The sequence below is a fragment of the uncultured Nostoc sp. genome (genome assembly GCF_964245575.1).
In the GTDB taxonomy this organism is placed as follows: domain Bacteria; phylum Cyanobacteriota; class Cyanobacteriia; order Cyanobacteriales; family Nostocaceae; genus Nostoc.
This window is the reverse complement of the sequence record NZ_CAXTNP010000014.1, coordinates 40,294-54,636: the sequence shown is the minus strand read 5'-3', so window position 1 is coordinate 54,636 and position 14,343 is coordinate 40,294. Positions and strand designations below refer to the sequence as shown.

Genomic DNA, 14,343 nt, shown 5'->3' with positions numbered 1-14,343 from the left:
TAACACACCCTACATATACTTAAATTTTTTCATAAATCAAATCGGATTCCTATAGCAATCCGATTTGATTCCTGAATTACTCGTAGAGACTGGGGACTCAATACTTGGGACTGGGAAGAAGGAATAAAGGTCTACTGAGTTTTTTCACGCAATCAAATATGAGTCCTATAGCAATCTTAAATTATTGGTTAGCAACAAGATTACAATTACAAGTATTTGACCAGGCTTAATAAATAGACCTCTTGCAAAAGTCCCTAATACCCCACCTCCAACCTTTCTCCGATGCTTTGGCGGGGTGGGGTTCAAATTGTCTGATTTATGCAAGAGGTCTAATAAGTTGTAAATTTGATTTTATGTTAAAAAATATGAGAAACGCCTGTTTGCTCATTAGCAGACAGGCGTTTCTTTAAGTACAAAGTTTGGTTGAGACTCGGTTAAATCTTAGCGGTAGAATCAACTGAGGGTTGAGACTGACTAACCGAATCTAACTTTGGTAAAAGCTGTAGATTTTGTGCTTTTACATTAGTGTTGATTGTTGCTTGCAAAATTGGGGTATTAGAGATAGAATTGTTAGCCAATGTAAACAGTGGATTTGACAAAATCCCTGCTATGGATGTGGCAATTAATGTTACCACCAACCCGACCTGCAAAGGTCTTAGCCCAGGCAAATCCCAACGCACTTGTGGATAATTCTTCACCGAGTCGGACATTTCATGGGGTTCTTTGACTACCATCATCTTAACTACGCGAATGTAGTAGTAGATGGAGACAACGGTGGTAACTAAGCCCAGCAAGACTAACCAATAAAGACCTGCTTGCCAACCAGCCCAGAATAAGTAAATCTTGCCGAAAAACCCAGCCAATGGTGGAATACCACCCAAGGAAAGCAGGGAGATACTCAACCCCAGTGTTAAGAGTGGGTCTTTCTGATATAAACCAGAGTACTCAGCAATCTGGTCGGTTCCCGTCCGCAGTGAGAACAGGATGATGCAGGTAAAGCCGCACAGGTTCATGAACAGGTAAACCAGTAGGTAGAATATCATACTGGCATAGCCCGCCTGTGTACCAGCAATCAAGCCAATCATCACAAACCCAGCTTGGGCAATGGATGAATAAGCTAGCATCCGTTTCATGCTGGTTTGGGCTAGGGCGACTACGTTACCCAAGATCATGCTGAGAACGGCTAGAGCAATGAAGACAAATCTCCACTCGTCAGCAACAAGAGGGAAGGCTGTTGTTAGCAAGCGGATAGCTAGGGCAAACCCAGCTGCTTTGGAACCGACAGATAAAAAGGCGATGACTGGGGTGGGAGCGCCTTCGTAAACGTCTGGTGTCCACTGGTGGAAGGGTGCTGCGGAGATTTTGAAGCCAATACCTGCGATCGCAAAAACTAGGGCAATCACTAAACCTAGAGATTGTCCGACTTTCGCTGTGGCAATGCCATTAGCGATCGCACTTAGTTCAGTTTGTCCTCCAGATAGTCCATACAGCAGTGATACACCGTACAAAAATATTGCCGTACTGGAAGCTCCAATTAACAAGTATTTCAGCGCCGCTTCATTGGAGCGAGGATCACGCTTGGTATAACCTGTCAATAAATAAGAGGATATACTCAGGGTTTCTAGGGAGATGAAAATCATCACCAACTCACTAGCCCCGGATAAAAACATCCCTCCCAGAGTAGCACTCAGCAAAATAGCGAGAAATTCTGCTAAAGCTGTGCCGCTCTGCTCAACGTAGCGAATTGACATCAGTATAGTGGCGATCGCAGACAAGGCAATAATACCGCGAAAGACGATACTCAGGTCATCACCGTTAAAGCTACCGGTAAAACCGATGGGATTAGGAGAGTCCCATTGAAAATATAGGGCGACAATCGAAGCAAATAAACCTGCGATCGCTAAATATCCAATCCAGCGTGCGGATGTACGCCCCAAAATCAAATCAACAATCAAAACCCCCAAGAGGGTGAGAATAACAATCCCCTCTGGTAAAATCGTTCCAGCGTTTAGCTGGGATGCAATATTAGCAAAATCCATGAGATGTATAGGTTTTGGGGATTAGACATTAAGGCTAACTCTGTTCACTCTAGCAAGTTTTCTAATCCCCGGACTAGCTCTTTTAACAAGAGCTTAACAGCTTAGGTGCAGATGGCGATTGCACTAATTTCACTGGCTTACCAGCAGGTTTCTCAGTATCTAGGAATTTACCTAACAGCTTCCCTACCTCGTTTTTTAGGCGTGACCTTTAGCGAATATCATAAATAATTATGCCGCAACGAGTGGAATCAGTATGTATAAAAAGCTCATAAAATTAATAAGGGCACAGCAATGCTGTGCCCCTACAATATTCATAACTCCTAACTTTATTAAAAATCGACGGATGGCAGTTTGCCTTGTAGTGACTGAAATTTAGACTGAACACAGTTGGCACAATTGCAACCAAGTTGATCAATAATCGGATTAGATGTTTGAATCAAATGTGGTGTTGCCAGATCAGGAATTTGTTGTGTAGATACTACCGTCATAATTTGGGTAGCATAAGCAGATTTCAGGCTGGATGCGTTTGCTGGATTGATTACCAGCAGCATGGATACCAGAAATGCAGGACAGGCAAGCAGAATCAGTTTGATAATGTTCATAATTTACAAAGATACCTTTGCTGATACAGCATAGCCAATAAATTGTCGAGGTTCAACTTTAATTAATGAGTATTGCTTAACTACGTCCAAAGCCTTGACCGCGTAAAACCTTTGACCATACAAGTAATTCGCCCTGTTCACCGCCTGCGGCCAGTAACTTGCCTTGGGGATGCCAAGCTAGGCTAGAAAATCCTCCTGAGACACCTGTGATAATTTGGGATACTTCCTTGGCTTTGTTCCACAAACACAACCAGCCATCAGCAGCAGCAGAAGCGAGAAGGAAGCTTTTGGGTGCAAAGGCGATCGCATTGATTACACCCACATGATTAGTTAATACTCGTGCTTCCCAACCTAATGAATCATCCTCTAGCTTTTCCCAGACCACAATACCTTCAACGCTAGAAGATGCCAGTATTGGCGCACCTACTTTAGTCATAGCTTCTGACCATGCCAATTGGCGAATTTTACCGGGGAAGCCACGCATTACCCAAGGATCGGGGTTGTTCCACTCCAAAACGGTGACACTACGATCCATATTACCAGAAGCGAGGAATTTGCCATCGGGCGACCAAGCCATCGCTAAACTGACAGTAGTCATATCTAAGCTGTATGGTTCTTCATCCCAGTTTTGACTATGCCAAATCTTCACTCCCTTGTAACCACTAATGGCTAAATACTGTCCGTCAATCCGCCAATCTATACCTAATACTGAAGAGTTGTCGAAATTCAGCGTCACGACAATTTCATCAGTATCTGCATTCCAGACTTGGACATAACGCCCCAAACTAAAAGCCAGTTGGTTACTGGTGTAATTCCAAGCTAACTTGTCAACCCATGCAGGGGCATTTTCTAAAGTGGCGATTAATTCAGTATTCTGCCAAATTTTTACTTGTCCATTCTGTCCACCAACAGCTAAAAATTTGCCATCTGGTGAAAAAGCTAGACAGTCTACTGATTTACCGTTACCAGTTTGTAAACTTGTGAGTTCGCCATCATTCCACAAAACTACTTCCCCGGCGGCGGAAGTTGCTGCTAAAGTTTTACCTTGTGGCGACCAAGCGATCGCAGTTACATAATCTGAAAGTGTCCCCGAATAGTGTTGTTCAAATTCCTTAGATTTGGTTGTGGAGTTCATATTTATTGGGTACTGGGTACTGGGGATTAGGGACTGGGGACTGGGAACTAGGGACTGGGAAATATAAAGTGAATTTTTCCCAATCCCCAATACCCAATCCCCAATCCCCTTTTAAACTAAACAAGCGAGAAAATCTTGCTTGAGTTGGGCTGCATCAAGGTTGCGACCAATAAATACCAGTTCGTTTTTGGGGGTTTCGCTGGGTTTCCAGGGGCGATCGGGTTTGCCATCAAATATCATGTGTACTCCTTGGAATACAAATCGATTATCTTCTCCAGCAATATTTAAAATACCTTTCATCCGAAAAATATCTGGGCCTTGGGTACGCAGTAACTCCGAAAGCCAAGTGTTTAATTTTTCTCCATCGACTGCGCCTGCTTCTACTAAAGCCACAGAAAAGACAGTTTCATCGTGTACGTGGGCATCTTCGCCTAAGAAATCTGGATCAATTTCTAATGCACGATCTAAATCAAAGGCTTTTACACCTAATAAAGCATCCATTCCTAGTTCAGAATTGCGGGTACGGTAGATTTTTGCGATCGCATTCATCGCCCGAATCCGTTTTTCTAATTCATCTAACTCTTCTGGCGCTACTAAATCTGTTTTATTAAGTAAAATTACATCAGCAAAGGCAATCTGTTCTTGGGCTTCGTCTGCATCCCAGTGCTGCGAGATATGCTTGGCATCTACAACTGTCACCACTGCATCTAGAGACAGTTGACTTTGCAAATCTTCATCAACAAAAAATGTCTGAATCACTGGTGCAGGATCGGCTAATCCAGTCGTTTCAATTACTAAATGGTCAAATTTATCGCGCCGCTTCATCAAATTGCCAATGATCCGAATTAAATCGCCGCGCACTGTACAACAGATACAGCCATTGTTCATCTCAAATATTTCTTCATCTGCATCGATAATCAATTGATTATCAATACCCACTTCCCCAAATTCATTGACAATCACAGCAACTTTTTTGCCGTGTTCGTAGGTGAGGATGTGATTGAGTAGAGTCGTTTTACCTGCTCCCAAATAACCTGTAAGAACAGTAACGGGAACTGAATTGTTGATTACGTCAGCCACCATACTCTAAATTCCTCTTGTCTCACCTTATGGATAATCATTATCGCCTATGATAAATCTTTTTATATTTTTGTGCGAACTTGCTCTTATTTTGGCTTTCAGCAAAATAATTACATAATTTAATCCAGAAGCACTTTATTTTTGTGCATCTATAATAAGTAATAAATATTCATAAGTTGGCATAGCTTGGTAGGAATATTGCATCCAAGCGGACTCACTATGCGGTCAATACGGTTGGGTTAAGGTTGGCACTCTTTGTCAAAATCATTTTTTTTACGAACCGCAGAGGCGCAGAGAGCGCAGAGAGAAAAAAATGTCAAAACTACATTTGCTTCTCTCTCTGTGTCCTCTGCGCCTCTGCGGTTTAAAAGAATTTATTGACTAATATTTTTACCCATCTTGAAAGGGCTAGTTCTATAATATTAGTCTCGCACCAAGGTACAATGTGAAGATTTAATTTTCTCAAGAGAACAAAAAATCTTGAACTGCTTCTAAAACAACTGCTGGGTATTCTTCATGTAGTCCCAGAGAACCAGGTATGACAACGCTTCTCACTCCTGGTAAGGCTACCAAAGCGTTCATTTCTTCTCGTGATTTGGGGGGGCTGGATTCCCCAATTACTACCATGAGCGGTACAGTTAAAGACTGCACAAGTTCCAGAAAATCAGATTGTTCGTGTACAGCATCGAGATTACCAGTTACAAAGGCAGCAGAAGCAAATCGCGCTCCTGGTTGTTGAGTTGTGTGCCACTTCTTCTCAATGAAACTGGGTGTAATTTTAGCCGCGTCAGTAAAGACATGACGGCGGTACATAAAACTTAAGAAAGATTGAGTAGTGTTGAGTTTGTAGAGAGCTTGACCAAGTATAGGCGATCGCACCAATTCTCTCACCATACCAGCTATCTGCTGACTTGCCCCCATTGTCGGCAAAGGCCCACGCCAAGTAGGAGCTAACAACAAAATTCGTGAGAAAGTAGCCGATTGTTTCACAGCTAATTGTAAAACGTAACTAGCAGCATGACCAGCCGCAACTACAGTGATGGGAGTATTAAAAACAGCTTTGACAAAATCTTCCAGAAATTGCTGATATATTTCTGGTCGATAATTCAAACTAGGGCGAGAAGATTCACCAAAACCTGGCCAGTCTACGGCTACAACTTGAAAATTGGGAGCTAGTAACTTGGCAAGTTCGCCTATTTCCAAGCGCGTTGAAACAGTGCTGAAAGATGGTAGTAGCAATAGCGGTGAACCTTTACCGAGGGTTTCATAAACAACGCGCAATTGCTGATTTTCGCAGTTCCAGAGATATTTTTGAACCACTCCACCAAAGCCAGTAGCAGCAGAGGTAGATAATAAATTTGTTGACATTAGACTAAATTTTGGTAGTTGTACCTTATTTGTCATTTGTCATTTGTCCTTTGCTAATGACCAATGACCAATGACCAATGACCAATGACTAATGAGCAATTTTAGATTCCAATGCTTTTTTTTGCATGGTTTTAAAAATGTTGTAAAATCCATTAGCACGGGAAGGTGTCAGGCTAACATTTAAACCTGTTTCTTGAATAAAATCTGGAGTAAGTTGGACAATCTCACTTGGTGTTAATCCATGTAATCCTTCAACCAGAAACCCGACTAATCCTTTGGTTAACTGGGAATCGGAATCGCCCTGAAACACAACTTTACCGTCATCCAAGGCTGCGGTGATATAAACTTGAGACACGCAACCAGGAACTTTATTTTCGGGTAATTTCCCAGCTTCTGGGAACTCATTCAGCTTCTGAGCATACCAGATTAGCTGTTCGTAGCGTCGCTTCGGTTCGGAAGCGCGTTGAAAGCGCTGGACAATTTTAGCGAGCGCAGGTGGCAAAGAATCTAGAGTTGAGGACATAACAGAAGCTGCAAACGATCAGTATCTCCTTGAGTGTAAATTATCTTTAGAGCGATGCCTACGGCGAGCTGCGCCTTTGCGCCTTTGCTTCACCTTGGTATATCAGCTAGCTATAACCTGTCAAATCTAGACAATTACTGCGATCGCATTCATTTTCAGTCAAGTTTTTCAATGCGCCTAATCACAAAAACTTAATTTTTTTATAAGCAAGCTCTAACAGGAACTCTATGGAAGTTACTGTTGTATCAGTATATATTTACTACTATTACGTAAGTATGTGGAATGCGTGAAATTTATGTGTCGCTTGATTCTACTATGCGATGCTTAGGTTGGGCTGCGTCTACGCACTTACAAAATTAGCTGCAATTAGCTTTTAACTAAGCAGCTAGGTAATAATCAACAATTAAAAATTAAAAATCAAAAAAAAATTCTGATTTTTAATTTTTAATTTCTTCGCTTAGGGATTAATTCGTAGTTTGTGCAGCTAGCATCTGCTTCAGCTTTTCTAATTCCGAAGCCCAACGAGGATCTGGACGAATAGCGTCTGAATCGGTGGTTGTGGTGTTGTTTTCACGAGAACCTCCGCCGCCACCTGAGCCACGACGAGGCTTCTTAGAGCTTTTCTCGCGGCGGCTACCTTCTCTATTAGGGCTAGGAGTGGGGGTACTACTAGCAGCAGTAACTGGTTTTGGAGCTTGCTCCTCGCCCTCATCACCTTTTGTCCGAGGTAATGCCTTCTCTAGCTTAATCGGAGTGTCTTTGAACATCTGACCATTATATTTTTCAATAATTTCGTCAGCTTGTTCGTCGTTGTTGACTGTAAGAAAACCGAAACCACGGCATTTGCCAGTTTTACGGTCTTTAATTAATTTAGTAGTTACAGCATCACCTTCTGCTGCAAAAACTGCTTGCAGATCCTGACGATCTATTTCTTCTTTAGGCAAATTACCTATATATAGGCGAATGGACATGAACTATACCTCCAGAGTTAAATGAACATGGCAAGGCAAGAAAACAATCACTTGGCTTTGGCTTTTAATTAAATAGATGCTATTGACCAAGACTGCCATCAACCAATTTTTTTGATCGGAACTGTCAACCTATACAACAATACAGTTTTTCGTCGGGATCAAGCTTGTTTAATCTAAAGGCCCACACTATGGTGAGCTAATAACACCTTAATTCTAAGAATTGTAAATTTAATAGCCTATTGCCTGCTAAAGTACACGCTTTCTTCCATGCCTTTTTTCGCAGAATCAAATACCACTCCTTACATTACCACGGTATTTTCTACGTAGCTAGTTTAGCGCATACATTTCCGGCATTAGTATTACTGGATCGTAACATAAAACACATTTCTTTATTCAAGGAAGCATATTTTGAAACAAAAACCAGCCAGTGGCTGGTTAATCTCCTGCTGTGTTGGGAGGATAAAAGATATGGAACGGGGGGAAAAGCATCCGAATTCACAACTAAGCTGTAATGCTGAGTTATGTCGCCTGCTATTGTTTGTGTGAATAAATGTAACACTTTGATAGAAAACCTGCAACTTTTGTTTATGTTCCGATTTGTCCTTTGTCCAAAGTCCAATTGCTAATGACTAATGACTAATGACTAATAGATTAACCAGTGAGAAAAATGTATGCGCCCCAAGCCTGTGCTGCAACTGCTAAAAAAGTAGACCAAATGGGATGAGGGCTATGAATGGTTTTACCACTTTGGGTTTCCAGGGTTTGGATATCGATCCAAGGTGTTGCTCCTCGGCGGAACCAACCTGTGACAATAATTTGCCTACCAATTAGATTCTGGTGATTGACTGGCTGTCCTAGCCAAGAAACGTGGTGTAATTTCACTAAACCTGCGCTGGATTGGAGGATTAAATCTTGGGCTAGGGAGTTGCTAGTGCCTTGACGACCTAATAGTTTGCCCACAAGACGCACGCTGATGCTATCAATTGGTAAGGCAGAAGGGTCAGCTAACAGGTTGGGTAGGTAATCGTCAGTTTGCACAGTGGCAGGTTTAATATCGGGGAAGAAAGAATTAATCCGCATCACTGTACCGATGCTAAAGCCGATTAGAAGGCAGCCTGTAATGAAAGACCAATCTTCATATATCCACTTTAGATTTAAAAACTTGAGTGCGAATGCTAGTTGCCAGGTTAGCCAGACGAAAGCTGCAAACAGAAGCCCTAGAGGAATTCCCAACCAGGGAGCGATTTGTAATAAGAAAGACTGACGCTTAACTTTTGATGGAACGCTTGCAAAATGTAGTTCGGTGTCTAGATGCCAGTGACGGGCTATTTGGCAGAGGCGTTCGATGCGATCGCCCATCAAGGGATGACTATTATTAATTGTAAACCATCGGCGATAGGGATTGGCAGTATCCCACTTCAAAAATGATTCAAAAGATAAATTACTGGCAATAGTACCTAAACAAAGGCTCTGTTGGTGGCTGACTGGTGTCAGGAGATTTAAGCTTTCTAGTTGCCAACTTGTCTCTTCCTCTTTTTGGATATCAGCTGCAATGCCAATGGCAATTTTGAGTAAAGCGCGAATCAGGGCATTGGGATTACCAGTAATTTCAGAGGCGACGCGATCGCTATAATAAAGCCGCAACCGCGACAACCATAATGCAGTCCCAGTCAGCAAACACCAAACTCCATAAGCGATACTAGCCAGAATTGTCACCGGCCAACGCCAAATTTTCCCTGATATTTTATCTCCCCAGTTCGACACTTGCTGATATAGCTGATGAATTGGTAGTGTCACCAGCAGTAACAAAGACATCACAGCAAAATCCCAGTGAGCAATATGCCCTAGCTGCGTGGCGTAAATAATGGCGATTTCATCATCTGCCAGTTGCTCTAATAGCCCCTGACTTATAACAATCCTGGCATTACGTGGTAAACTACCGTATGTGAGGATAATTGGTGCAGCCATTGGTAAAATCCGCAGTTTGGGTAACGGCCAGTGCCTCTGTTGGCAACATCGTTGTAGCACCCGAACAGCTTCGCGGCTATGGGCATTCAATACATCTTTGGGAAATTCTTGCTGACCATACAAGTTCACCAGTAGCAGATCCAGCAACCAAGGTGATACTGCGAGCAAAATCACCAATACTATTAGCAACAATTTAGTAGGGTCGCGGTATAAAAGCTGCAATGGCTCCAGATAAGGTAGTTTGACTAGAGTCTGGTTAATGAATCCCATTGCTAACTTGAGGATTTCTCGCATCACCCAAAACAGGGCTATAAATGTTCCTGCTGTCAGCAAGCGTAAAGGGATTAATTTCGGTTTGCGTAGGGGTTGCCATGCTCTGGCGCGTTGTGCTTGTCGCCAATAAATAACGCCGAATAATTTCGCTTGGGTGCGGGTAACAGAACCCATGAAGCCACTTAAGGGCACAGATGCTGCTGGCAATGGTGTCGCTACTGTAGCTTTGAGTTTAGCTAGTGGCACCATCGGCGGGGTGTCGTCGGTTTTGGTTTCTATTACTTGATCTTTTGGTTCCTCTAATGTCGGAGTTTCCGGGGGAGTAACTGGGGTTGAATCTGGGGTTGAGTTATCAAAAGCAACAAATCCAGTTTCGACATTTTTTGATTCTCGATCGCGTTTTTGACGTTTTGTCAGGTGTTCGAGTGCGCGTGTTGCCCACTCTTTAACTTGCGGATTGTTACTCTCAATGAGATTCTGAGAAATAGCGATCGCTTTGGAGGCTTCTCCAATCCGTGCATAAGCCATCACTAAACCAACCTGGGCTTGTAAGCTAGCAGTACCATTACTTTGGCTGCTAGCAATAGGTTCTAGTTGAGCGATCGCTGTTTGGTAATTTCCCTGCTTGAGGGCAACTAAACCAGCCTCCAAAGACGGTTTGGCATGTGAAGGCATACAAATTCTGGCACTCCAATCATCTTCTAGGTGATCCACGTTTGTGCAAAAGCGCGAACCTCGGATGCCGTGGAAATCAACCGCGCTCAAGTTTTGCTTGTCAAGTGAATTATTCCTCCACTGGTTGTTGACTAGAAAAAACTGGAGCGATCGCGCTTAATTTTAACTCTGGATGGTCGCCCAGTAATTGTTGACAATTCCATTCGTTGCGGAATAGCAACACTGGTCGTCCCATACTATCTTTAACTGTAGTGGTATTGAATATTCGTCCCACTTTTTCTAATGCTTCCCAACCACCCTCAACCCAACGGGCGACACTGTAGGGCAATAAGTCTAATATGGTTTCTACACCATACTCATTTTGTAAGCGAAACTGTACCACCTCGAATTGCAACTGACCCACCGCCGCCAAAATTGGATCGCGCTTGGCTTCATCAGTTGAATACATAATTTGCACAGCACCTTCTTCTCGCAATTCCGCAACGCCTTTTTGGAATTGTTTAGACTTTGAGGGGTTGGGATTCCTCAAAGATGCAAACAGTTCCGGCGAGAAATACGGAATCCCCTCATATTCGAGCTTTTGTCCCGTGTAAATTGTATCTCCGATCGCAAAAACACCAGGATTGTTCAAACCGATCACATCGCCAGGATAAGCCACATCAATCGATTCTCGCTCTTGAGCAAAGAGTTTTTGCGGGCGAGAAAGACGGATGATTTTACCAATGCGGGCGTGATTCACCATCATATCTTTTTCAAACTTACCAGTGCAGACCCGGATAAATGCGACGCGATCGCGGTGTTTCGGATCCATATTCGCTTGCAGCTTGAAGACAAACCCCGAAAATTCCGGGTATGTAGGGGGAACTTCGCCAACACTGCTGTAGTGAGAACCGGGTTTAAGGGCATAGTCGAGAAAATACTTGAGGAATAACTCTACCCCAAAGTTAGTCATGGCGCTACCAAAGAACACAGGCGTCATTTTGCCTTGGTGTACCAGCTGCAAATCTAGCTCTGGCCCAACTCCTTCTAAAAGTTCTAAATCATTTTTTAGTTGGTAATACAGGCTTTGTTCTAGCTGATCTTCTATTCTCGGATCAGTTAACTCGACTATCGTATCACGGGCTTCTCGGCTGCCGTGGGCGCTGCGTTCAAAGAGGTGAATTTGTTGCTTGTGCCGGTCAAAAACACCTTTAAAGCGATCGCCCATACCAATCGGCCAGTTGACTGCATAGGTTTGCAATCCCAGTTCTTGCTCAATTTCATCCAAAAGTTCCAGAGGTTCTCTTCCTGGGCGATCGAGCTTGTTGATAAATGTAAAAATTGGGATACCCCGCAACTTACACACTTCAAACAATTTACGTGTTTGGGGTTCCAAACCTTTTGCCGCATCGATCAACATCACTGCATTATCGGCGGCGGCAAGGGTGCGATAAGTATCTTCACTGAAGTCTTGGTGTCCGGGAGTGTCTAATAAATTTATCTGACAGTCACGGTATTCAAATTGCAACACTGTGGAAGTAATAGAAATACCCCGTTGTTGCTCCATCGCCATCCAGTCAGAGGTAGCCTTACGCTGTGCCCGTCGCGCCTTAACCGCCCCAGCTTCGTGAATTGCACCTCCGTATAGCAGCAGCTTTTCTGTTAGTGTAGTTTTACCCGCATCAGGGTGAGAAATAATCGCAAAGTTGCGGCGAAGTTCAACTGCTTGAATAAGTTCAGACTGAAGTTCAGTAGACATAAATGTATCTGTTTGTTAGCTAGCTTAATTTTTTTTTGACTCTGGTAAGTCTTTTAATCTTAAGACAACGATGCTCGTGATAGGGTCGTAATATAACTAACAATCTGACTAAATAGGAGAAAGCAATGTACAACACAGATAAGGGAAAGCTTCTATCCGCCTTGTCGCATGGAGCGATTTTTTTCAGCACAACATTGGTATCTGTAGGTATACCTATCGCCATACTGCTCGTATCTGATGATCCTGTTGTTAAAGAAAACGCCAAAGAATCCATTAATTTCCACTTTAACGTCTGGCTTTATGGAGGAATTCTGGGAACACTGTTTTTTCTATTCGGTTGGTTAGTGTTACCTCTATTATTGCTGGGGCCACTAGCCGGTCTGGGATATCTATTGCACTGGGGATTAACAATTTGGGCGCTCATCGGAGTTTTCAGCAATCCTGATGTACCCTTCCGTTATCCCTATATTTTCCGAGTTTTTTAACACAGATTATGGGTATTGGGCATTGTTCAGTTATTTGTTACTAAGCTGTTGAGCCTTGATGCATACAACCAATTGCCAGGATTTTGCCAACAGAGAATCTTACGATTTTGAATTTTGAATTGCTTACTATGTTGTTTTTTTTCCAGCCCGTCGGATAGATGCAACCAAGCTGTAGAATACAAAATTGCCCCACAACTTGATTAAGAGTAGGGCAAAGGACAGTTAAGCACTGTTTGTAGTCTGTCTGACGGCAGGAAAATTTTAGCCTGCTTTTGTGACGGTTTATTTTGTGTCCATTTGCGTTGTTTTTCTTCATAAAATTTTATGTTTCCTATACATCGCCCCCGTCGTCTGCGTACTCATCCTCAACTGCGCCGGATGGTTCGTGAAACTGTTTTGACAACAAGCGATTTAATTTACCCACTATTTGCCGTCCCAGGTGAGGGAATCGCTAACGAAGTAAAATCGATGCCCGGAGTTTACCAACTTTCGGTAGATAAAATTGTCGAAGAGGCAAAAGAAGTTTACGATTTAGGAATTCCTTCTATTATTTTATTTGGTATTCCGGCTGATAAAGATGTGGATGCCACTGGCGCTTGGCATGATTGCGGTATCGTCCAAAAAGCAGCGACTGCGGTAAAAGCAGCAGTGCCAGATTTGATTGTAATTGCTGATACTTGTTTATGTGAGTACACTAGTCACGGTCATTGTGGTTATCTACAAGTTGGTGATTTAACAGGACGAGTTTTAAATGACCCAACTCTGGAATTGTTGAAAAAAACGGCCGTTTCTCAAGCGAAAGCCGGTGCCAATATCATCGCGCCTTCTGGGATGATGGATGGCTTTGTCCAGGCAATTCGTGTGGGTTTGGATGAAGCCGGATTTCAAGATACGCCGATTTTGTCTTATGCTGCTAAGTATGCTTCGGGTTATTATGGCCCATTTCGGGATGCAGCAGACTCGACACCGCAATTTGGGGACAGAAGAACTTACCAAATGGATCCAGGTAACGCCCGCGAAGCGATTAAAGAGATTGAATTGGATATCGCTGAAGGTGCTGATATGCTCATGGTTAAGCCAGCCTTGGCATACATGGATATTATCTGGCGGGTAAAGGAAGCGAGTAACTTACCAGTTGCGGCTTACAATGTTTCTGGTGAGTATGCGATGGTAAAAGCTGCGGCTCTCAATGGTTGGATTGATGAGGAGCGGGTAGTTATGGAAACTTTAACTGGGTTTAAACGGGCTGGTGCAGACTTAATTTTGACTTATCATGCTAAAGATGCGGCGCGATGGTTAAAGTAGGCTAGGCTTATTAAATAATAATTTAGTGCGAAATCTCACGCACACAGAAGTCTAAGCGCCGACTTCCGGCGCTCAGAACTTCGGTGGGTGCAAAGACGCAAAGTTGTGTTTTGGTGTTTGGGCGTGAGATTCTTTGTATTTTCGCTATTGCGATGTTTGCGGTAAATGCTCGCCTACGCAA

General features: G+C 43.1%; 11 protein-coding genes. 2 read left to right on the top strand and 9 right to left on the bottom strand.

Going from position 1 to position 14,343, the window contains the following annotated elements; genetic code table 11:
* Positions 1–434: 434 nt before the first annotated feature.
* From ACFFAP_RS03995 to prfC, 9 genes are all read right to left on the bottom strand, one after another.
* Complete coding sequence (locus ACFFAP_RS03995; protein ID WP_375510003.1) at positions 435–2,039, bottom strand: NAD(P)H-quinone oxidoreductase subunit N; 1,605 nt, start codon at positions 2,037–2,039, stop codon at positions 435–437.
* Positions 2,040–2,368: 329 nt separating this feature from the next.
* Entirely contained in the window at positions 2,369–2,641 is a 273-nt protein-coding gene (locus ACFFAP_RS03990; protein ID WP_375510002.1) for a hypothetical protein, read from the bottom strand.
* 76 nt (positions 2,642–2,717) lie between these two features.
* The gene (locus ACFFAP_RS03985; RefSeq protein ID WP_375510001.1) at positions 2,718–3,776 is read right to left on the bottom strand and encodes a WD40 repeat domain-containing protein; all 1,059 of its coding nucleotides are present in this window, start codon (positions 3,774–3,776) and stop codon (positions 2,718–2,720) included.
* A gap of 111 nt (positions 3,777–3,887) precedes the next feature.
* Positions 3,888–4,859 (bottom strand): CobW family GTP-binding protein, encoded by a 972-nt coding sequence (locus ACFFAP_RS03980; protein WP_375510000.1) that lies wholly within the window; start codon positions 4,857–4,859, stop codon positions 3,888–3,890.
* A 459-nt stretch (positions 4,860–5,318) separates the two neighbouring features.
* The gene (locus ACFFAP_RS03975; RefSeq protein WP_375510009.1) at positions 5,319–6,224 is read right to left on the bottom strand and encodes an alpha/beta fold hydrolase; all 906 of its coding nucleotides are present in this window, start codon (positions 6,222–6,224) and stop codon (positions 5,319–5,321) included.
* Positions 6,225–6,312: 88 nt separating this feature from the next.
* Positions 6,313–6,747 carry a SufE family protein gene (locus ACFFAP_RS03970; protein WP_375509999.1) on the bottom strand — a complete coding sequence of 145 codons (435 nt, stop codon included), beginning with the start codon at positions 6,745–6,747 and terminating at the stop codon, positions 6,313–6,315.
* A 464-nt stretch (positions 6,748–7,211) separates the two neighbouring features.
* Positions 7,212–7,718, bottom strand: a complete 507-nt coding sequence (locus ACFFAP_RS03965) for an RNA recognition motif domain-containing protein (RefSeq protein ID WP_375509998.1) — start codon at positions 7,716–7,718, stop codon at positions 7,212–7,214.
* A gap of 651 nt (positions 7,719–8,369) precedes the next feature.
* Entirely contained in the window at positions 8,370–10,634 is a 2,265-nt protein-coding gene (locus tag ACFFAP_RS03960) for a M48 family metalloprotease (RefSeq protein WP_375510008.1), read from the bottom strand.
* A 109-nt stretch (positions 10,635–10,743) separates the two neighbouring features.
* The gene (prfC, locus tag ACFFAP_RS03955; protein WP_375509997.1) at positions 10,744–12,372 is read right to left on the bottom strand and encodes a peptide chain release factor 3; all 1,629 of its coding nucleotides are present in this window, start codon (positions 12,370–12,372) and stop codon (positions 10,744–10,746) included.
* Between the two features lie 125 nt (positions 12,373–12,497).
* Here prfC and ACFFAP_RS03950 point away from each other — a divergent pair, with 125 nt between their 5' ends.
* Together ACFFAP_RS03950 and hemB are read left to right on the top strand one after the other, a co-directional pair.
* Positions 12,498–12,857 carry a DUF4870 domain-containing protein gene (locus tag ACFFAP_RS03950; RefSeq protein WP_375509996.1) on the top strand — a complete coding sequence of 120 codons (360 nt, stop codon included), beginning with the start codon at positions 12,498–12,500 and terminating at the stop codon, positions 12,855–12,857.
* A gap of 324 nt (positions 12,858–13,181) precedes the next feature.
* Positions 13,182–14,162 carry a porphobilinogen synthase gene (gene hemB / locus ACFFAP_RS03945; protein WP_375509995.1) on the top strand — a complete coding sequence of 327 codons (981 nt, stop codon included), beginning with the start codon at positions 13,182–13,184 and terminating at the stop codon, positions 14,160–14,162.
* The last annotated feature ends 181 nt before the right edge of the window (positions 14,163–14,343 follow it).